A 21,727-nucleotide genomic window follows, 5' to 3' on the forward strand; every position below is an offset into this window, starting at 1 on the left:
TGCTCGATTCATAAACCGTTCATTTTGTCATTATGATTATATGAAGCTACCTCTCTATTGTTTCACTATTCCGATAAAAATACAATGGTTTTGACTAATAAGAAAAGTTCCTATTTAAAGATAGGTTCTTTTCTTATTAGTCCCCCTTCAATGCTTTTAACGGCAAAGAGGTTACATATCCAATATACGAGAATAATTCTTTAAAGAAGAATGGTATTTCTGTATCTAACGTTTTATATGCTGATGTCGGCGTTGGTGAAGCATACGCTTCAATATTAATATGTTTTGCGATTCTCATTGCGCGTTTCATATGAAGTGGATCACTTACAATCGTGTATGTTTGTATGCCGTTCTCTATTCCAACTTGCTTCGCATTTTTTAAATTTTCTTCAGTGAAAAGGGATTTAGTTTCAATTAAAATATCTTCCTCTTTTACACCTTGTTTCATTGCATATACTCTTGCAGTACGTGCTTCCTCAAGTTCTGCCTCGAACTTTGTACCACCTGTAAAAATAATCTTTTTAATATTTCCGTTCTTATATAAAGAAATCGCATGATTAATTCTTTCTTTAAATACAGGAGATGGTTTTCCGTTCCATGAAGCTGCTCCTAGTACGATACCAGCATCCGTTTTCACGTCATCATTTGCTTTAAAACGATAACTCCAAATATCGTAAGCTGCATAACTTACATATAAAATAGCAGAACAAATCATTAGTAAAAATACTTGAAAGATTCGTCTTTTCTTACTCTTCTTATTTTCTTTCATTTGTAATTGCCTCCGTACATCATCCATACTTCTATAAAAAACATTTATATCAAATCGTTTTGTTTGAGTTTATTTAAAAGAAGGAACTTTACTTGTTATTTATGTATAAAAGGGTTTTCATTTAAAATTGAGGATTATCAATTCATTTTCATTTGCGGTTTTCATTACATTTTTTAAATTCATAAGTTTATTACCATACAACTACATTGTAACGAATTTTTTCTCAGAAGGGAACGATGAAACAAAAGGAATTAAAATAAAGTAGCATTTTGTAAGAAAAAAGGTATATTTTTCATATCTCACGAACAATATACCTTTCAAAACACGAATTATAACTTTTCTTTATACAACTCTAATTTTTCTAACAATTGTTCTTTTACGCCTGGCCATTCACTCGAGATAATACTGTACACCACCGCATCTCTCACATAACCATTCGGTAATTTTCTTTCATTTCGAAGCACACCCTCTTTTACTGCGCCTAACCGTTCAATTGCTCGTTGTGCTTTTTCATTTCTTGCATCCGTCTTAATTTGCACTCTCAGCATATGCAACTTTTCAAAAGCATACTGAAGAAGCATATACTTACACTCTGTATTTATACTCGTACGTTGCACACTCGGATGATACCACGTTTGCCCTAACTCAACTGTCTTATCTTCTACTGAAATATTATATAAACGTGTACTTCCTACAATCTTATTCGACTGTTGATCTACGACTATGAAAGGTATTTGAGTACCTCTTCCGTAACCCTTTATCGCTTTTTGAACGTATTGTTGCATATCTTGCACACTATCCATTTTAGAGATTAAATACGCCCAAATATCCCGATTTCCTTCTACAATCGAAAACAAAGTTTCGACATCAGTATTATCCATTAACCGCAACTTTGCTCTTTCGTGAATAATTTCCATTTTTAAGCCCCCTTTGTTGTTACTATATCATAAGAATCAAAAACGTATTATAAGAATAAAAAAATATAAAGAAAAGAATTCTTTTCAAATATATTCTTCTCGTATAAGGTAGGAAGACTCATCAGTAACCATTAAAAAAAGAATTTTTTGATAATTTCCAATAAATTCTATATAATGATAAACGGGAGGGGATAAAAAATGCTAGATCAAATTACTTGGGGAACGCCAGGCAGCTTATTATGCTTAGGATTCTTTTTTGCGGGACTAGGAATCTTCTTAAGAAGCGTTACGTCATATACGAAAAATAAATAAGAATATCCCGCTTTTAAACAAAAGAAGCCCCCTTTTTACAGACGGCTTCTTTTGTTTAACTTTATCTTATTAAAACTTCAAAGCAACAAATAAGCAATCGGCGTAATAATAAGCAACGTTAAAATCGTTCTCTGCACATATAAAATAATGAGTTCAGATACTTTTAACGGAATATCTGTTGATAATATACAAGGAATGGAAGCGGAGAAAAACAAAATAGATGATACGGAAACAACTGCAATAACAAACTTTGTCACGAGTGGTGCACTTACTACTAATAATGACGGTAAAAACATTTCTGCAATGCCAACTGATGCGGCTTTAGCAGCTAAGTCTGCTTCTGGTAATTGTAATAGCCATGTAAACGGATAGAAAATATAACTGATCCAATCAAATATTGGCGTGAACTTCGCTAAGACGATACCAATTAATCCTACTGACATAATGGATGGTAAAATTCCCATTGTCATAATAAATCCGTCTTTTAAATTCATTGCAATATTTTTCATAATGCTCGGTGCAGACTTTGATACTTCTAACGCATCTTCCCAAGCACGTTCTAACATTTTCTCTTTATAAACAGGCTCTGGGAACCCTTCTTCTGTTACATATGTATCTGGTTTTCTACTAAGGGGTGGGATTCTTACGGTGATAGCAGTCACGATGAATGTTACAACAAGTGTAGTCCAAAAATAAACATTCCATAAATGCATAATATCTAATGTTTTTGCGATGATGATCATAAATGTAGCGGATACTGTAGAAAATCCTGTAGCGATAATCGCCGCTTCTTTTGTCGTATACTTTCCTTCTTTATACACGCGATTCGTAATAAGGAGAGCAAGCGAATAACTTCCAACGAAAGACGCAACTGCATCGATTGCCGATCTCCCCGGCGTATTCCATAATGGCCTCATAATCGGACGACAAAATGTACCGATAAATTCAAGCAATCCATATCCGACTAATAACGCTAAAAACGCCGAGCCAATTGGAACGAGCAAACTTACTGATATGACTAGCTTCTCATATAAAAACGGTCCAACATCTGGCGCAAAGAACCAATCTGGTCCTACTTTTAAACAATATAATATGCCAAAAACAACGCCAACTACTTTTAAAATAGAAAAACAAATGTCTACGATAGATGCATTCCATTTCTTCGTATAAAATGGATAAATCGCACCAATTGCCATAACAAATAATGCATAATAAGGTACTATGCCAGGAACCAAAGCCCTAATCCACGATACGATATGATCAATCATAATAGACGATGCACCGTTTATCGTAACAGGAACGAAAAACATAAACACTCCAACGAGACTAGCAAGTATAAATCGAAGAATAATCCCCTTCTCTCGCCCTGTCTTAATTACATTACTCTTTAATTCAATTTCCCTCAAAATTCGACACCTCCTATTATCTAAATATTCTGTATAGTTATGTCGTATTCCTTCTTTCCGTTTCTACTATTTAATCATATGAAAAAGCCTATTTTAAAATAGGCTTTTCTATTACCCTTTATAATCATCCACAATCACTTGCGTGATACGATACGATTCTTCTGCTACTTTTTCATTACTATCCCTATTCGCATCATATGTAATTAACGCCTTCCAAAGTGCCCATCCTCTCGCTCTATTCCACGTTTCTTCATCCATGCGTAATACTTCTTTAAATACATTTCTACTATTTTCATCAAAAAACGTCCACGCCATCGCTGCATCACAAGCAGGATCTCCTACACCTAAAATACCAAAATCAATTACAGCACAAAGCTTTCCATCTTTAACGAGTAAATTCCCTGGCGCTACATCTCCATGAACCCAAACTGGCTTACGATCCCATGTCGAACTAAGTGCTACATTCCAAAGGTGCTTTAATAATGCCTCGTCAAAAACATCCTTATTATTTTCAATAGCAACTCTCGCCTCTTCATCATATACAGATATAAGTCCGCCTCGGTAAAAATTATGTGTTCCAGCTAAAGGTCCGTTACTCGCATTAATAGATTGCAATTCTACTAAAAAAGATCCTAAGTCCGCCGCAAATTCATTTAAATCCCGAACGTTTTGTTTCGTAACTGTTTCTCCCTCTATCCACTTATTAATAGACCAAGGCAATGGATACGCTTCAGACGGATTTCCTTTCGCCAGTGGGGTAGAAATCAGTAAAGAAAGCCCCTTACTTAATATAGGAAGCCAACTATTTTCTTTCTCTACTTGCGGTGCATATGCCACATCACTTGGCAATCTTACGCTCATCTCATCCCCTAAGTGAAACGTCCTATTATCATGCCCACTAAACTTTACAGGTCTCACTTCTAAATGGGCCCATTCAGGAAACTGTTCCTGTATTAACTTTTCAACTAAACTTACGTTAATTGGATGCATTCACATTCTCCTTTTCTTTTGAAACTTACTAAGCCCATCCGTACTTCCAACATATTCAAAACTATTTTTCTTATAAAAATCATTCAACGTACGATTATGCCCCACGCAATCTAACTTCAAATATTCTTTATCACATTGCACATTCTCTTCTACCCACCGTAAAATCCATTCTCCTATTCCATTTCCCTTATACTTCCGTTTCACCGCAAATCTATGAATATATAATGAATTAGAAACTTCCTCTTTACCAAAAATATGTTCATCCCATTCATTTTGTTTAGGAGAAACTGTAACCGTACCAACTATTTCATCTTCTTTCAGAACAACATATGTATATTTCTCTCTTATACATTCTAGTATTTCAGCCGTAGCTTCCTCTCCTAAAAGATACTGCCACTGATCCACTTCTTTATATTGTAGCCATTGTGCTACCTCTTTTAATAAAAGGATAATACTATCACTTTCATTTTCAGTAGCAATTCGAATTGCATGTTCTTTACTTATATTTCTCTCCATATTGCCTTTCCCCTTTCAAATTGCTACCATACTGACAAACGAGTCCTTCCATCATTTTCATCTGTAATATATTCTACATAAAATCCTTGATTCACTGCGTTTTCATACATCATTTCAATCTCTTCTTGGTTTTTCGCATAAATTTGTATATACTCGCCATCCGCTACTAATACGACTACTTCACACTTACTCTCCTTAAATTCTTCAAATGTTGCAATTTCTCCTATTACCTCTCCTTTTGGACATGCTTTTAGATCTAAAAATAAAAGATAATATATGTTATCTTTTATTAGCTTTTTTAATTCTGATCCTTCCATGATCTCGTTATCTTCTGAAAATAATTCTGGACCTAATTCATTCCCTATTATTATATAAGCTTCCTCCCTTCCCATGACTTGCCAATCAAATACAGTAATATCAATTGGCTTTAATACTTTCCAAAGTAAATTATCATATCCATCTAGAATATCTACTGTAATCCCTCTTTTCATATGTCTGCTCCTAGCTTATTTATTTTTGTTCTATACATTATATATCAAATTTAATTACTATATTTTGTCGATACATAAGTACATCATAAAAAAACCGCTCCACTACTAGCGAAACGGTTTCCTTCTACTTACATTTACATATCTTATTCAATCGTTGCACTGCGTTTTAAAATAACTTCTAATATATTCACCACATCAGTCATTCTTAATGTTCACTTCGACTTCACGAAGTAATATAAAAACCATACTGCATGATTTTGTTCATCCGCAGCTATTCTCCGTAACAACTCTTTCAAATGTACATCCGATGTCTCATCTGAAATTTCCAAATAAAAATCTACTGTTTTTTGTTCATCTTGTATAGCGAACTCTAATCCTTGTAAATACGTATTTGGGCAGTCTTCAGTAATTTGTGGTTTTGGCTGCCTTCCAGTTAAGTTCGTATAAATTTGTACAAAGTTGTGGAAATGCTTTATTTCATCATTACGAATTTCAAGAATTTGTTTTTGTTCTACTTGATTTGGAGCCATATTCGCTAATTTTGCATAGCAGCTTATAGCGCTATACTCTCCATTTATAGCTTTTTCAATATCACTAATTAACTTATCATTCTGCCTATACCAATCATAATAATTCGAATTATACATCATATCCCCCCATACTTTCGCTTAACATTTTATGCATTTAGAAATAGTAGGAGCCTGTGTATTTAACGGGACGGCTTTAGAATGAAAGAAAAGTTTGAGAAAAGGGTCTATTTTGTAAAGGAATTGATTATGCATAAAATAATACTATTGTATACTGTTGCTATAAACTCTCGCGGGAGTTAGGAAAATAAATTCGCGAATCAACGATTGGTTCAACATGATGCAGTGCGAAGCTATTATGAGTTCAGTGACATAACTAGGAGGTTCCACTATGCCATCTTTATTTAAAACTATGGAGTTCCAGCTAAAAACCGAACGACTTGACCTGAGTATGTGGGAGGAATCCGATTCAGTTTGGATGAGAAAATTAATTGGCGAACGTGGTGTGGACATGCCGACCCTCGACTCCGTTCGTAACCGGCTTATTGAGATGCGCAAGAAGGCAGACGAAAATGGTATTTCCCTTCTCACTATTCGAAGGAGAGACGAAGGCGATTTCATTGGGTACTGTGGCTTAATTATCGGTCGTTCCACACTTGAAGAGCCGGAGATTGCATACGAGTTGTTCCGCAGCGCTCATGGTAAAGGTTATGCGACTGAGGCCGCATCTGTTGTACTGGACGCGGCGATTGCTACTGGGCGCCAAAGACTTTGGTCGACTGTAGGTGCTTGGAATATCGCTTCCCTCCGGGTACTAGAAAAGATAGGATTTAAGCGTCATCACAGTACGTGGGATGATGAACGTGGTGAGATTGTTTGGAACGTACGCGATCTTTAGAGATTTCGCCTTAATTCTAAACACTACACTTTTCAACAATCAGGCATTTACATTGAGAAAAAATCACAAACAAGCCGTTTCACTAATTAGTGAAACGGCTTGTTTTTAAGCGTTCAATTCTGTTTTATGCCCTTTTACTACACTACGTTTGAGTGCAGTTGCTAATATAGTAACCATACTTACTATACCAATCCAAACGAGTACAGTAACAGGTGTATTCCAGCTTAACCCTTTTCCGAAGAAGAAGATTTCTCTTAGGCCTTCAATCATAAATTTCATTGGTAACCATGAGTAAACCCAGTCTTGATAAAACGGAGACAACATCTCAGGTGCTAATGATAATAACGGTGCCCCGAAGAATAGTAATAAAGCGAATAAACCGATTCCTTTTAGCCCAACTAATGATAGTACTGCAGATATCATTAAGAAGAAACTAAAAGAAGTAATGGATAAGAATAGAGCTGTATCCGTGAAGTTCGAAATATTTAACCCTACCATCCCATCTGCAATCCATGTAAGACCAAACCCAATTACAAGTGTCGCAATAGCTCCTGTTACGATTTGTTTTACTTTTAACAGAAAGTTTTCTTTTCTTGAGCTTACTGGCATTTTACTAATCGCAATAAAAATAATTGCTGCACTAGCTAAACTTGCAATCCATAACGGCTGGAATAATGATATTGGTGAGTTACCGTTCGCACTATTTTTGCCGACCTCATTCACATTTTTCACGTTCTTTACAATAGGTGTTACTAATTTCTCAGCTTGATCTGTTGTTACAGTAGCTCCTTTTGCTTTCAACCCTTCTAATATTTGTGTACGAACAGTATTGTTCATATTATCAACAATCGCCTGTAATATTTGCCCTGCCATAGTTGATGCAGCCGTATTCATTCCTTGATTAATATATATTTCTATCTCAGGTGAAGATGGCTGTGGTGTTCGTAACGACGCTTGTTTTGCGCTAAATTCTTTCGGGATGACTAATGCCGCGTAATACTCTTTATTGTTTAATCCCTTTTGAACGGCTTCTTTATTTTTTAATTCTACCCACTTCACTGCGGGTTCTTCCTCTGATTTCGCTGTTTTTTTCATGTTATCAACGATCGTTTGCCCCATATTCATTTTCGGTTGATTTGGAATTTCTACACCTTGATCCTCATTTACAATTGCAATTGGCAAGTTTTTCGGCTGCGGTTGAACAGTTGGAAATAGCGTTAATGAAAAAATAAAAACAACAAGTAGTGCAATAACTGGTGATAAAAATAAAAGTTTATTTTTAAACATTTTCTTTTCTCCTCCCTTAATTTGATCTATAATAACCAACAACGTGTTGTTTATTTATATTTTGAATTATATGTTCGAGTTGAACCTTATACAATAATCAAAAATCGTGAATGTGTTGGTTATAAGACACATTTTCCAAATGTGTTGAGTAAAATTAAGGAGGGATATGCTTTGCGCGATAATAATTTAGATTTGCGTGTTGTTCGTACGAAAACTGCCATACGAAATGCATTGGTGGAGCTAATTGAAGAAAAAGGTTTTGACGCCATTACAGTGAAAGATATTACAACGAAAGCAAACATTAATCGCGGTACTTTCTATGCGCACTATCAAGATAAATTTGATTTAATGACAAAATGCCAAGAAGACATTATGTACGAGTTTTCTAGCATTGCTAAACAGAAATTCCCGGAAGTTATTGCTGACCTTGGATCAAATCCTTCTCCAACAATGCCATTTATACTTATCACTTCTATTCTTGAATTTCTAAATGAAAATAGTGATTTTATGAGAGCTGTACTAAGTCCGAAAGGAGATTTATCTTTCCAAACAAAACTGAAAGACTTTATGTGGAAAACATTATTTGAAGATACGAATGGTCCTCTCATTAATAAGGAGAATTTACTTGTTCCAAGCGAATATTTAACTTCTTATATGGCATCTGCACATATAGGTGTCATCCAACAATGGTTAAATAATGGACAAAAAGAAACACCTGAGGAGATTGCTCGCTTTTTATCAACAATCGCAGTTCATGGACCTTTTTATGCTGCTGGCTTAAAGAAATAAGCCCGCTTGCTTAGTAATTTCTATTATTTTATTAATAACTTGAAATTTATGTTTCTGTAAAAAAAGCTGTTGAAAGGACTCCCCTTCAACAGCTTCTACATTATTAACGATATAAACGAACTGCACCTGCAGAATTATCATCTGCTTGTCCAACTACTTCAAATTTCAATCCAAATTTCGGTAATTTACGTCCTGCATCTGGGATTAAATCATTTATATACAATTTAGAGTCATCAAACTTCGTTACACCTGGTAATCCTTTGTAATCATATGTTCCACGTGTTGGAGATACCACTTTCCATGCTGGCGTTTGGTTAAGGGAGAACGCAGCATCTGCGATTTGGAATCGTGTACTATTTTTAACAGTTGGTTTGCCGTTTAGTGTTCCAACAATTGCCTCTGGGTGAGAGTCAACAACTCCTAAGAAACCTTCACCTGGATGTAAACCAACCCAATTATCTGTAAAACTAGAGTCTGCATACCATACTAGCAGACCTGTATTATACGGTACACCACTGCTATATTTTAACGCTTGATCAGCACCAGCATAGTTTCTCCACTCTAAATAGTAGTTATGCTTCTTCTTATCAAAACCGTCTGCTACAACAAAACCATTTAATTTAAATTTCGTTTCGCCTTCTGCATCATCAGAGAACACAACATTTCCATCTACAGTTAATGTAGCATTATCAAAAGTAAAACCGGTCGGCGCTAAACCACCATCTGTAATGTATTCGAATACTAATTTTACTTTTTGACCTTTGAATTTGCTTAAGTCATAAGACTTATCTACCCATTTACCATCTGTTGTGTCTAGACCATTTTTCACATTTTTTTCACCAATTCGATCCACTAACGTTTTCGTACCATCTTCTTTCACTGCATGTACTTCAAGGAAGTCATAATCCGTTTCAATTTCATACATTGATTTATAATCAAACCTCGCATTTGTTGCATTTGTTAAATCAAACACTGGCGTTTCTAATGTTGTATGAAGGTTATCACCTTTTGTACTATAGTAGTACTTCTTACCGAATGCAGGCTGAATACCTTTTACCTCTTTATCTGGTAAGTTAACACGAATCAGACCAGGACGATTTGATTTCGTTACACTTTGATCTAAATACGTCGCATAGCCAATACCACGATTTAATTTATTATAGTCAACCTCTACAATATTGGCCCAGTTTCCACCCATGTTCTTTTGAAAGAACTCTTTGTTTTGCGGAGAGAAACTCGGTGGCGTTGTTCCTGCAATTTTACCAGCCCAGCTACCGCCACTCATAACAGACCAGGAGTTAATTGGCTCACCTGCTCCTGTGTACTTCGTATCATACTCATCTGGAAGACCTAAATCATGACCAAATTCATGTGCGAATACACCAACCGCTCCGTCTTCTGGCTCAATTGTGTAGTCGTATGCTGCCATCTTACCGCCCCAGTTATCAACTTTTGCTTTTGTTCCTTCAATTGGATATGGTGTTCCAAGGTGCCAACGATGTGACCAAATTGCATCATCACCTAGTCTACCACCGCCCCCATCTTGCCCAACTCCAGCGTGAATGACCATTAAGTGATCAATCAGACCATCTGGTTCATTTTTATTGCCATCACCATTATTGTCATATTGATCGTATTCGTCAAATTCAGATAAATCAATACCACTTTCTACAGCCGCATTTAATGCCTCTTTTACAAAATCACGAGGTCCTTTTGGTCCCATATTATCATGACCGCCATCTCCTGCATCTGCGCCATAATCTGCCGCATTACCAGGAACTGTCAACCACTTTGTTACTGTGCCATCTACTGTATAACTACCACCAGATTGCTCTTCATAATATTGTTTAAATGTTGGTACTTTTGAACCATCAAAGAGTGTAAATGGCTCATTACCAAATAACATTTTTTGATAATGTTCTGGATTAAAATCATTTGAATACATATAACCTGGTACTTGATCAATATTGTTATGCTTAAAGTCCGCAAACTCTACTAGCAATACGAGAACTTTATCTTTACGAACATCACCGTTATATTGTTTTTGCTTCGCTGAAGTAGTTGGTACTTGGCCGTTTAATCCCCCTTTAACCGGCTCTTGTCCCGCTACTGGACCACTAGCAGGTTGATCTGCTTTTTCTTTCTCATCTGCTTTTGCATCTTTAACTTTTTTCAAAAAGTCAGCCGCTTCTCTCGTAACACTATCCCCCGCTGCTGGTTCTTTTCCCGCATTTTCTCCTTTTTTCTTCTCTACGTATTTTTCAACAGCTTTTAATGTGTCTTCTTTCGACGTAGATTCATTAATTACACCGCGTTTCTTGAGCGCATCTGCTAAACGCTCCTCTTGAATTAAATTTTCATCAATCGGACTTAAAGTTCCTCCATTAGACGGCGTTGCCGCATAAACAGATTGACCCCCATACCCAAATGTGCAACTAAGCACAGCTGCCGCCGCAAGCGTAGACAGCACTTTAAAAGGTTTTTTCTTCATCCCTATTCCTCCCCAATATTAAATACGATACAACGTTTATATATTACGGAAAATTCAGAAAATTATCAATGCATTGTCTGAATTTGTAATATTTTTGAAAAAATCCTTTGTTTTAGATGAACATACATTCTGATTCATCAATATTTCAGAAAATATTGATGAAAGTTGATAAAACTATTAAAATCATAAAGAAATCGTCCACTATATTTAGTGGACGATTTCTTTATTTATCTAAAATACAACTACAACACTTCAATATATCCTTCTGTTCCATGTACCCGAATTCGTTGCCCGTCTTTTATTAGTTTCGTAGCGTTCTCTACTCCAACAACTGCTGGCAGGCCATATTCACGTGCAATCACTGCTCCGTGCGTCATAAGCCCGCCGACTTCAGTGACTAACCCTTTTATAGAAACAAACAAAGGTGTCCACCCAGGATCGGTAAATGCCGTAACTAATATATCTCCATCTTCCAAATTCGCGTCTTCCATGTTTAAAATAACGCGTGCTCTCCCCTCAACCACTCCAGAAGAAACAGGCAAACCTACAATTGCTTCAGCCGGGAGATTTTCGCGTTTGTACTTACCTGTAATGATTTCTCCATCAGACGTGATAACACGCGGAGGTGTTAGTTTTTCATATAATTTGTACGCATTTTTTTGTTTATGAATAATCTTGTAATCTAGTTTATTTGTGCGGACGACTTCGTGAAGTTCTTCAAAAGTTAGATAGTATATATCTTCTATTTCATCCAGAACATTATTTTGCACAAGTTTCTCTGCTTCTTTCAGTAATGCCTGCTTATATATGAAATAACGATGAATCATGCCGTATTTCGGATATTCACGATAACCGATGAAATTGCGGATGTTACGAATCATTCTCTTCGTCTCTTCTACTTTTTGTTCCCCATCCGGCAAGTGCTGCAATCGCTCTAACAACTCTTTTTCTTTTTTCAAAGCTTCCTGCAGCCCTTCTTCAAACTTCCGCTTACTAGCACCATATTCAAAGTCTCTTATATGATTTAAAATCATCGGTATAATTGTAGCTGGCTGTTCACTCCAGCGCGTTTTCGTAATGTCGATTTCTCCGCTGCATCTCATTCCATATTTATTTAGAAAAGCATCGATTGCATCCCGAACTTTTTCCCCGCCTTTAAACTGAATTAATTCATCTAAAAAGCTGTCATCTTCTACATGCTGTAAATACGCAATGACTTCCGGATACGGCCGAATCACATCTGCCACATCCAATAACGCTAGCCCCATTTCTGACGTAATATTATGTTGTACAGATTGTGAAAGTACATCTGCTGCATTCTTTTCCCCTAACCATTGTTCCATCTTTTCATTAATCCATGATGAAGCATTCATACCTGCCATAATGATAGCTATACTTTGCGAGTTAAATAATACTTTCTTTAATTGCTGAATGTCTTCTAAAATAAAATCAAGTACATCCACCCCTGATTTCGTTTGCATGTTTCGTTTTAACTCTTCTATTGATGATTCACTATTCTTTATTAAATTCGTAACGATTTCCGGATCGTTTTCAGGTTGTGGTTGCGAACTTGCAGGTGGCACTTTTTTACTAAGATCCTTTTCTTTTTCATCATCCGATAACAATTCAATAAAATTCTCTCGCTCAATTACAGTCGTTAATGCATCTCGTATGAGCGGATCCGATTTACCTAAAGTGTTTATTAAGTAATCTCTACTAGCAGGTGAAGCTAGTCTTTGCGTAGCATCAACAAATAGCCTGCCTCCAGCTTTACACATAGGTGCACTAGTCGTTAACAGGAAAAAAGATAAACCTAATGGTTTCATCGCATCGGTCATCATTTGTTGGTGACCAACTGATATATACACGTGATTTTTCCCATCATTTACTTCTGGAATTGGATATAAAGTTGTAATCGGTCTGCTTTGGACTATATAAATTGTATCATCAACTAAGCACCATTCAATATCTTGCGGACAACCAAAATAAGCTTCGATTTGTCTTCCGATGCGTGCTAGTTGTAAAATCTGTTGTTCAGTAAGTGTTTGAATTTTTTGCTGATTAGGAGCAATTTTCTTCCTCTCTGTTCCGCCTTCTTTTCGTCCATAGATGGCTAATTTTTTCGTTGCGATGACCTTTTCGACGATTTCGTCTTCTTTTACCTTATAATTATCGGCAGAAACCAATCCAGATACTAGCGCCTCGCCAAGTCCAAAGCTGGCATCGATTGATAACACCTTCCTATTCGAAGTAATTGGATCCGCAGTAAATAAAATCCCTGAAGCCTCAGGGAAAACCATTTTTTGAACGACAATACATATAGAAACTTGATTATGATCAAAATCGTTTTGCATTCGGTATATAACTGCTCGATCTGTATATAAAGAAGCCCAGCATTTTTTTATATGCTGCAAAATGTTTTCTTTTCCAATAATATTTAAATACGTATCTTGTTGACCAGCAAACGAGGCATACGGTAAATCTTCAGCAGTAGCACTAGACCGCACTGCATACGCATGTTCATCGCCAAAGTGCGAGAGATAATGAGCTACTGATTCCACTACATCAACTGGAATTTCCACCGCCATAATGACTTCTCTAATCTGCTTACTAATTTCACCAATTCGATCTCGTTCCTCAATTTTTAGCATTGTTAATTGATTCAACAAAGTTTGAAATGCTCCATTTTTTCCGATGGCCTGTTCATACCCTACCGTTGTAACACAAAATCCTTCTGGCACTCGTATCCCTTGAATATTGGATAACTCCCCTAAATTCAATCCTTTTCCACCAACGAGAAAAAGCTGCGTTTTTTCTATTTCCTGAAAATCGAGAACGAAAGAACTCATTTGGCACCTCTCCTTACTATTCATGTGTTCTTGATTGTAACAGTAGTAAATGAGAAGAAACAGTCTATTTCGAACGTAAATTACATGATATAATTAAGTTAGGAAGAGATTATCACTTCTATTTCCCCTCTAATTCACTTCAATTACATCACCAAGCTTAAACATTCTTTGATTATGAAAAGCAATCATTAGACATAATGGATTTCTATCGACCTTTGTTATGTCTTTTTTATATAAACCCATATTGTAATATCTTTATAAATCTTTTATTAAGCCATAAATCCGCCTCAAAAATAGTAGAATCTGTGACTTTAAAAGCAATATTTTTTGTTTGCACTTTATATAAATTGATATGAATCCCTCTTAATTCTAGGACTAAATTATTGTTTTTAATCCCACATTAATTCTTTTCTCAAATTCGCCAAAATGAATTTTCAAGATTAGGGAACTATAATGTCGTATTAAAATATATTAAGGGGGAGAAAAATTGGACAATGAAATGAATTATGGAAGTGATTACAAGTTTATTCCAGCAACTTCAATTGAAAGTGGTCACGGCATCGAAGTATTACCTGATTTATTTTGTTACACGATTCAAATTGTCAATATATGCTTTGTTGGAAATCCGCATACCAATGATTTTGTTTTAGTTGATGCTGGAATGCCTAAATGTGCAAATGAAATTATCTCTATCGCTGAGGATCGATTTGGTACCAATAGTCGCCCAAAAGCAATTATTTTAACTCACGGTCATTTTGATCATGTTGGGGGGATAATTGAACTCATCAAGCATTGGGATGTTCCCGTCTATGCACATCAAATGGAGCTACCGTTCCTGACCGGACAACAAAGCTATCCAGAACCAGACCCTACAGTTGAAGGTGGTATGGTAGCGAAAATGTCTCCTCTGTTCCCAAACGAACCAATTGACTTAGGAAATAACGTAAAAACGCTACCTACCGATGGAACTGTTCCCCATATGCCAGAGTTTAGATGGACTCATACACCAGGACATACTCCAGGGCATATTTCATTATTCCGAGAAAAAGACCGAACTTTAATCGCTGGGGACGCTTTTGTTACAGTGAAACAGGAGTATCTGTATAAAGTAATAACTCAAGAACAGGAAATAAGCGGTCCGCCTCGTTATTTAACAACAGACTGGAAAGCCGCTAAAGAGTCAGTTCTTAAGCTAGAGAAGTTAAAGCCTCTAACCGCTGTTACTGGACATGGAATACCGATGTCGGGTGAATTGCTATCAACAAACCTCAAAACACTCGTTCAAGAATTTGATAAAATTGCTGTACCTGATTACGGAAAATATATAGATAAAAAGATGCATTAAACGCGGAAATACTTTGTTTATTTTCACATTAATGAATCAAAATATAATGCAAAATCAAAACACCAAAGAATATTAAGTTTAATATGAAAAAACACTGTACTTAGGCAACATCTCTATTATAAGAATGGAACTACCCTTTATGAATAAAGCTCGATATTCCGCAAATACTATCCATAGTATAAGCCTGCTTCTTACCCAGGTTGTACTTCTTACCATTAAAGGGTGATTAAAACGGGTTACGCTATATAAAAGCATAATCCGTTTTTAATGAAATATTGTATTCCATATACATTTAAACAATGGAGGAAAATAATGAAACATATTGTTGCCTTATTAATTAAATACACAGCGATAACTGCAGTATTGCTAATCATGCTCAGTATCTTTCAAGGCATTTCAATTCCTAGAGTATTATTAATTTCTCTTTTCCTTACGGGAACTGCCTATTTAATCGGAGATCTCTTCATTTTACCTAAATACGGAAATGGGATTGCTACAATGGCAGATTTCGGTTTAAGCTTCTTTGGAATTTGGTTATTAACATCCTTGTTTACTAATTTAGATGCTACTCATAATATTGGATTTACTTCATTTTTAGCTGCTTTAATTATTGGCGGAATAGAAGTTTTCTTCCATATTTATATGCAGAAGTTAGTACTGCGTAATGACAATGAATTAAGAGAACATAATCATATTCACCATGATAAATACGCTATGGAGATATCAGATGAATATATGGATTCTTCCACAATAAATAAATCCAAGCTTAAGGATACATCTAAAAAATAAAAAAGTGGCCAACGCCACTTTTTTATTTTTGTTTATTACGCTTGGTCAGAATTTCTTACATGTAATGGAGGTGGAACTACCCATCCCTTTTTCTTACTTAAACGTAGCAGAGTTACACCTGCCTGCGCTTTTTTCATATGAAATTGTCCGAATAGCATACCTACATCTTCTCGAAGACATTTTCCCATTACTTGACTACATGTCACAAGTCCAGCTGCTAATCCTGTAGAAACAGCTGCAGCAATTTCAACATCATTAATACGCGCTCCCGGAGGAATGTCTTCAATAGATGCAACTGGACGTTCTGGAGGCGCTGGCGGTAAAGCGACCCCATTAATCTTTAAAAGAGCTTTTAATTCTTCTATTTCCGAATTCATATCATTTTCAATTAAGCCTTCTAAAAACTTCTTCAAATCTTCATCACCTGTGTGATTCATAAACACTTGATGGCTTGCAATTGCACCCTGTGCAGCAAGAAGATAACTCCAAATGTCAAATACTTCTCCGTAATGTAAAGGTTCATTTTGAGGATTTCCACTTAATATACCCATTTTTAAATTCCTACCTTTCGAAAATATCATAATAAATATTGATTTCAATATTGAAATCAAATTTTTAAGTATGCTTTTTCCTGCAAAAGATTTTCTACTATGCATGGAAAACACCTTTCCAACACTGCGTGTTTATTGTTTAGGAAAGTAGTTTACAAATTAAATACTCAAAGATTATGAAAGAAGATTATCAATAATCTTTGAGTGAGAATCTGTTTAATATAAGGTTTTTTATTTTTATGAATACACAAAAGAAATTGATTTACATATTTGCTATATTTTAAGCTAATTTACTTAGCGGTTAGCTCTACCACCAAGTTGTTGTTCTGCCATTGCTACTAAACGTTTTGTAATTTCACCACCAACAGATCCGTTTGAACGAGCTGTTGTATCTGCACCAAGTTGTACACCAAACTCTTGTGCAATTTCATATTTCATTTGATCAAGAGCTTGTTCAGCGCCTCGAACTAATACTTCATTACGACTTCCACTATTATTTTTTCCCATATTGTTTCACCTCCGATGTTTTTAATATGCTACAAATTATGAAATAATAATTATCCTTTTTATGGAAATTAGATTATGAATAAAAATTGATTTTTTTCTTAAAGTAGGGCAAAACATATAAGAAAGAATAACTGATATAACATACTTTCATAACAACACTATGTATACTTTCTAATTCCCTTCAGTAAATAAAAGAAAGATTTCTATTTCACCAAGAGATTAAATAAAATTATGTTTTGAGACATAATTCAAAAGGAGATATGAGATGAAAGCTGTAACCTATCAAGGACCAAACCAAGTACAGGTTAAACAAGTGGATGATGCAAAATTAGAGAAAAAAGATGATATTATTGTAAAAATTACTTCAACCGCTATTTGCGGTTCTGATTTACATCTATATCAAGGCAACATGCCCTTACCTCAAGGATACATTATCGGCCATGAACCAATGGGAATCGTTGAAGAAGTCGGGCCAGATGTCACTAAAGTGAAAAAAGGCGATCGTGTTGTCATCCCCTTCAACGTTTCTTGTGGACATTGTTTCTATTGCCAACATGAAATGGAAAGTCAATGTGATAACTCAAACCCTCATTACGATTCTGGTGGATACTTTGGTTATACAGAGAAATTTGGTAATCATCCAGGAGGACAAGCAGAATATTTAAAAGTTCCATTTGGTAATTTTACTCCATTTGTTATACCGGAATCATGCGAACTTGAAGATGAATCCCTACTATTTCTATCAGATGTTTTACCAACAGCCTATTGGAGTGTAATAAACGCAGGCGTTAAGCCAGGTGATACTGTTATCGTCCTTGGTTGTGGACCTGTTGGATTAATGACACAAAAATTCGCTTGGATGCAAGGTGCTAAACGTGTAATTGCAGTGGATTACTTAGATTATCGGATGAATTATGCAAAAAAGATTAACAATGTTGAGGTATTTGAGTTTACAAAATTCCCCGATATGGGAGAACATTTAAAGGAAATTACACATGGCGGTGCTGATGTAGTTATTGATTGTGTGGGGATGGATGGAAAAAAATCGCCTCTAGAATTTCTGGAACAAAAATTAAAATTACAAGGTGGAACTCTCGGTCCTATTCAAATCGCTACGAAAGCCGTAAGAAAATATGGAACGGTTCAAATGACCGGCGTTTATGGTGGCAATTATAACGCCTTTCCACTCGGTGCATTTTGGGTTAGAAATATTAATCTTAAAATGGGACAAGCACCTGTCATTCATTTTATGCCGGAACTATTTGAAAAAATAACAAATAAAGAATTTGATCCAAAAGAGATTATTACACACAAAATTCCCCTTGAAGAAGCGAGTTATGGTTATCAGATTTTTAATAATCGTGAAGACGACTGTATAAAAGTCATTCTGAAGCCTTAAAGCTACAATTCATTATTCTTAATGAAAAGATAAGATTACATTTCGTAATCTTATCTTTTTTTATTAAATGCTAAGTATCTATCCCTATTTTCATCTCACATCTAAAATAGTTATTTTCAAAAACTTTGCATTTTGAGGTAATAAATAATTGGTAAAAACATGAATTAAAGTATTAAGTAACCAAATAGCGGACACGATAACAATGTTAACTAACTTAAAAGTGATGTTGATTATATTGCTGCTCCTCTTAATTTTGTTTCTATGAACTATTAAACGCCACTGTTACTTACTTATAATCTCCCTACCTCTATTCACATATAAAATCCCTATATTGTAAACAAAGAGGAGGGACTTGTCCCCCCCTCTTCTTTTAATTTTTCTTTAAAAGAGTTGCTCCTGCAATCCCTGGGTGTGTCATTTCGAATGGATCTAGAATTAACTCTAAGTCCTCTTGTGACAATACACCATTTTTCACACAAAGTTCTCGAACAGATTGCCCTGTCGCGATTGCTTCTTTCGCAACGCGAGCTGCTGCTTCATAACCGATATGAGGGTTCACGGCTGTAATAATTCCTACACTTTTCTCAACATACTCTTTTAAGCGATCTTCATTCGCTTCAATTCCTTTTAAGCAATTATCTGTAAAGGCACGGAAACCGTTATTCATAATGCTAATCGATTGCAGTAAGTTGAAAACAAGTACTGGTTCCATAACGTTTAATTCTAATTGTCCTGCTTCTGAAGCAAGGCAAATTGTATGGTCATTACCAATTACTTGGAACGCAATTTGATTAATTACCTCTGGCATAACAGGGTTTACTTTCCCTGGCATAATAGATGAACCTGGTTGACGAGCAGGCAGCATAATTTCTGCTAAACCAACACGTGGACCCGATGCCATTAAGCGAAGGTCATTCGCAATTTTAGACATATTCATCATACATACTTTCAGTGCTGCAGATACTTCAGTATAAGCATCCGTATTTTGCGTCGCATCTACTAAATCTTCTGCACCAACAAGCGGTAATTCACTAATTGCAGCTAAATGTTTTACAACTGCTTCAATATATTCTGGATCTGCATTTAAGCCTGTACCAACTGCAGTTGCCCCCATATTTACTTCATATAAATGTTGACGCGATTGTTGAATTCGTTTCATATCACGTTCAAGTATGCGAGAGTATGCTTTAAATTCTTGTCCAAGACGGATTGGCACCGCATCTTGTAAATGTGTACGACCCATTTTAATCACATGATCAAACTGTTCTGCTTTTAATTCAAATACATCATGCATATAACCCATCGTTTGTAATAAGCCTTCTAATGCATTTAACGTTGCGATATGAATCGCCGTTGGGAATGCATCGTTTGTTGATTGCGCCATGTTTACATGACTATTTGGACTAATATAATGATAGTCTCCCTTTTCCATCCCTAATAATTCAAGAGCACGATTGGCAATGACTTCATTGGCATTCATGTTCATTGAAGTACCCGCTCCGCCTTGGATTGGATCTACGATGAAATGATCATGCCATTTTCCATCAAGAATTTCTTGAGCAGCTTCTGCGATCGCGCCGCCCTTGTTCAATTCCAATCTTCCTACATCTGTATTCGCAAGCGCTGCTGCTTTTTTTACAATTGCGAACGCTCTAATTAAACTTTCATGAATTTTATACCCTGTAATCGGGAAATTTTCAACAGCGCGTAAAGTCTGAATTCCGTAATATGCCTCAATAGGTAATTCCTTTCCTCCCAAAAAATCATTCTCCACTCGCACGTTCTTGTTTGTCATTGCCATTTTAATTTCTCCCCCATATTAAATGTAAAACCTAAATAAATCATATGAAGTCATTACCAATCCTTATCAGATTTTATTGTTAAATCGTAGGCTAAAGGCTCTTCAATAATTTTTTTAATCTCTTCTAATTTATTAGTTTTCCCAAGCGCCCACATCAATTTTGCTATGATGGCTTCCGTATTCATATCTCCAGACAATATTACTTGATGTTGCGCCACTTTCCGTCCTACTTCATAGAGAAGTATGTCTTCTCCTTCTTCCAGGCATTGAGTAGTAATCACTACAGCAATCCCCATTTCAGTCAACTCTTGAATTTTCGAAAGCAAGTTCCTTCCTTCAAAAGGTAATCCACCGTTTCCAAAACTTTCAATAATAATCCCTTTATACAAATCTTTTAAACAATCAAATACCTCAGGCTTTGTACCTGGATACAATTTCATAAGAAAAACATCCGTACATAAATCAGTATTTATTGAAAGTTCACTATGTGAGGAAGTTGGCTTCCAATGATATTTCACTTCATCTTCATTTACCTCAGCAACATATGGATAATTCACACTTTCAAATGCATCATAACTTTTTGTTCGCATTTTAACTGCTCTCGTCCCAATAATCACCCTACTATCAAAAACAATAAACACACCGCCAACATCCTCACAGGCAAACCTAAGAGCATCAGCTACATTTTTCTTTGCGTCTGTCTTTTTAAAACTAATAGGTACTTGTGAACCTGTTAAAACAACTGGTTTTCTTAAACCTTGCAGCATATAAGATAACGCAGAAGATGTATAAGCTAACGTATCCGTTCCATGTGTAATCACAAACCCGTCATAGTCATCATAGTGATTAAAAACAGCATTAGCTATTTCTTTCCAGTGCTCAGGTTGCATATTGGTACTATCAATATTCATTAAGATTTTGCAATCTATTTCTAAGTTTCGAGAAGACTTCGAAAAATAATTCAATAATTCCTCAGCGGACAATCCTGGAACAAGCCCCTCATTCCCCTCCACAGATGCAATTGTCCCACCAGTTGCAAGTAATAAAATTTTCTTCATACACAACCCCTCCATAAAATAAACAACGATATATC

The 21,727-nt window shown here is 35.8% G+C and carries 19 protein-coding genes; 5 read left to right on the top strand and 14 right to left on the bottom strand.

Features of this window, described 5'->3' with window-relative positions; translation table 11 throughout:
- Positions 1-136: 136 nt before the first annotated feature.
- From DN399_RS15140 to DN399_RS15170, 7 genes are all read right to left on the bottom strand, one after another.
- Positions 137-769 carry a YdcF family protein gene (locus tag DN399_RS15140; protein ID WP_000662215.1) on the bottom strand — a complete coding sequence of 211 codons (633 nt, stop codon included), beginning with the start codon at positions 767-769 and terminating at the stop codon, positions 137-139.
- Between the two features lie 329 nt (positions 770-1,098).
- The gene (locus DN399_RS15145; protein WP_000402585.1) at positions 1,099-1,686 is read right to left on the bottom strand and encodes a GNAT family N-acetyltransferase; all 588 of its coding nucleotides are present in this window, start codon (positions 1,684-1,686) and stop codon (positions 1,099-1,101) included.
- A 389-nt stretch (positions 1,687-2,075) separates the two neighbouring features.
- Positions 2,076-3,404, bottom strand: a complete 1,329-nt coding sequence (locus tag DN399_RS15150) for a YjiH family protein (RefSeq protein ID WP_001206771.1) — start codon at positions 3,402-3,404, stop codon at positions 2,076-2,078.
- A 111-nt stretch (positions 3,405-3,515) separates the two neighbouring features.
- The gene (locus DN399_RS15155) at positions 3,516-4,394 is read right to left on the bottom strand and encodes an aminoglycoside phosphotransferase family protein (protein WP_000553380.1); all 879 of its coding nucleotides are present in this window, start codon (positions 4,392-4,394) and stop codon (positions 3,516-3,518) included.
- On the bottom strand, positions 4,395-4,910 hold the full coding sequence (locus tag DN399_RS15160; RefSeq protein WP_000440744.1) for a GNAT family N-acetyltransferase: 516 nt from the start codon (positions 4,908-4,910) through the stop codon (positions 4,395-4,397).
- A gap of 23 nt (positions 4,911-4,933) precedes the next feature.
- Entirely contained in the window at positions 4,934-5,401 is a 468-nt protein-coding gene (locus tag DN399_RS15165) for a DUF2691 family protein (RefSeq protein ID WP_033695840.1), read from the bottom strand.
- A 212-nt stretch (positions 5,402-5,613) separates the two neighbouring features.
- A complete protein-coding gene (locus tag DN399_RS15170; RefSeq protein ID WP_000282831.1) occupies positions 5,614-6,048 on the bottom strand; it encodes a ferritin-like domain-containing protein in 435 nt (144 codons plus the stop codon).
- A 271-nt stretch (positions 6,049-6,319) separates the two neighbouring features.
- Between DN399_RS15170 and DN399_RS15175 the strand changes: the two genes are divergently transcribed.
- Complete coding sequence (locus tag DN399_RS15175) at positions 6,320-6,826, top strand: GNAT family N-acetyltransferase (RefSeq protein WP_001139531.1); 507 nt, start codon at positions 6,320-6,322, stop codon at positions 6,824-6,826.
- A 105-nt stretch (positions 6,827-6,931) separates the two neighbouring features.
- On the opposite strand, the gene DN399_RS15180 is transcribed toward DN399_RS15175, so the two are convergent.
- Positions 6,932-8,113 (bottom strand): YhgE/Pip domain-containing protein, encoded by a 1,182-nt coding sequence (locus DN399_RS15180; protein WP_000475841.1) that lies wholly within the window; start codon positions 8,111-8,113, stop codon positions 6,932-6,934.
- Positions 8,114-8,284: 171 nt separating this feature from the next.
- Between DN399_RS15180 and DN399_RS15185 the strand changes: the two genes are divergently transcribed.
- Complete coding sequence (locus DN399_RS15185; protein ID WP_001205505.1) at positions 8,285-8,902, top strand: TetR/AcrR family transcriptional regulator; 618 nt, start codon at positions 8,285-8,287, stop codon at positions 8,900-8,902.
- Between the two features lie 103 nt (positions 8,903-9,005).
- Here DN399_RS15185 and DN399_RS15190 read toward each other — a convergent pair whose 3' ends face one another.
- Both DN399_RS15190 and ppsA read right to left on the bottom strand, forming a co-directional pair.
- A complete protein-coding gene (locus DN399_RS15190; protein ID WP_016122771.1) occupies positions 9,006-11,393 on the bottom strand; it encodes an immune inhibitor A domain-containing protein in 2,388 nt (795 codons plus the stop codon).
- Positions 11,394-11,635: 242 nt separating this feature from the next.
- Positions 11,636-14,242: a phosphoenolpyruvate synthase gene (ppsA, locus tag DN399_RS15195; RefSeq protein WP_149149754.1), complete on the bottom strand. Its 2,607-nt coding sequence runs from the start codon at positions 14,240-14,242 to the stop codon at positions 11,636-11,638.
- A gap of 487 nt (positions 14,243-14,729) precedes the next feature.
- Here ppsA and DN399_RS15200 point away from each other — a divergent pair, with 487 nt between their 5' ends.
- Positions 14,730-15,587, top strand: coding sequence for an MBL fold metallo-hydrolase (locus tag DN399_RS15200; protein ID WP_000368280.1), 858 nt, complete (start codon positions 14,730-14,732; stop codon positions 15,585-15,587).
- Positions 15,588-15,899: 312 nt separating this feature from the next.
- Positions 15,900-16,376 carry a YndM family protein gene (locus tag DN399_RS15205; RefSeq protein WP_069604368.1) on the top strand — a complete coding sequence of 159 codons (477 nt, stop codon included), beginning with the start codon at positions 15,900-15,902 and terminating at the stop codon, positions 16,374-16,376.
- A gap of 35 nt (positions 16,377-16,411) precedes the next feature.
- Here DN399_RS15205 and DN399_RS15210 read toward each other — a convergent pair whose 3' ends face one another.
- Together DN399_RS15210 and sasP are read right to left on the bottom strand one after the other, a co-directional pair.
- Positions 16,412-16,927 (bottom strand): DUF3231 family protein, encoded by a 516-nt coding sequence (locus tag DN399_RS15210; protein ID WP_001986359.1) that lies wholly within the window; start codon positions 16,925-16,927, stop codon positions 16,412-16,414.
- 294 nt (positions 16,928-17,221) lie between these two features.
- A complete protein-coding gene (gene sasP, locus DN399_RS15215; RefSeq protein ID WP_000517671.1) occupies positions 17,222-17,434 on the bottom strand; it encodes a small acid-soluble spore protein, SasP family in 213 nt (70 codons plus the stop codon).
- A gap of 265 nt (positions 17,435-17,699) precedes the next feature.
- Between sasP and DN399_RS15220 the strand changes: the two genes are divergently transcribed.
- Positions 17,700-18,833: a zinc-dependent alcohol dehydrogenase gene (locus DN399_RS15220; protein ID WP_000649085.1), complete on the top strand. Its 1,134-nt coding sequence runs from the start codon at positions 17,700-17,702 to the stop codon at positions 18,831-18,833.
- Between the two features lie 370 nt (positions 18,834-19,203).
- Here DN399_RS15220 and aspA read toward each other — a convergent pair whose 3' ends face one another.
- On the bottom strand, positions 19,204-20,634 hold the full coding sequence (gene aspA, locus DN399_RS15225; RefSeq protein ID WP_100648626.1) for an aspartate ammonia-lyase: 1,431 nt from the start codon (positions 20,632-20,634) through the stop codon (positions 19,204-19,206).
- Between the two features lie 53 nt (positions 20,635-20,687).
- Positions 20,688-21,692 (bottom strand): asparaginase, encoded by a 1,005-nt coding sequence (ansA, locus tag DN399_RS15230; protein ID WP_000722300.1) that lies wholly within the window; start codon positions 21,690-21,692, stop codon positions 20,688-20,690.
- Positions 21,693-21,727 lie beyond the last annotated feature (35 nt).

Origin of the sequence: Bacillus sp. AR4-2, from assembly GCF_008274865.1 — a bacterium.
GTDB classification, from domain to species: domain Bacteria; phylum Bacillota; class Bacilli; order Bacillales; family Bacillaceae_G; genus Bacillus_A; species Bacillus_A cereus.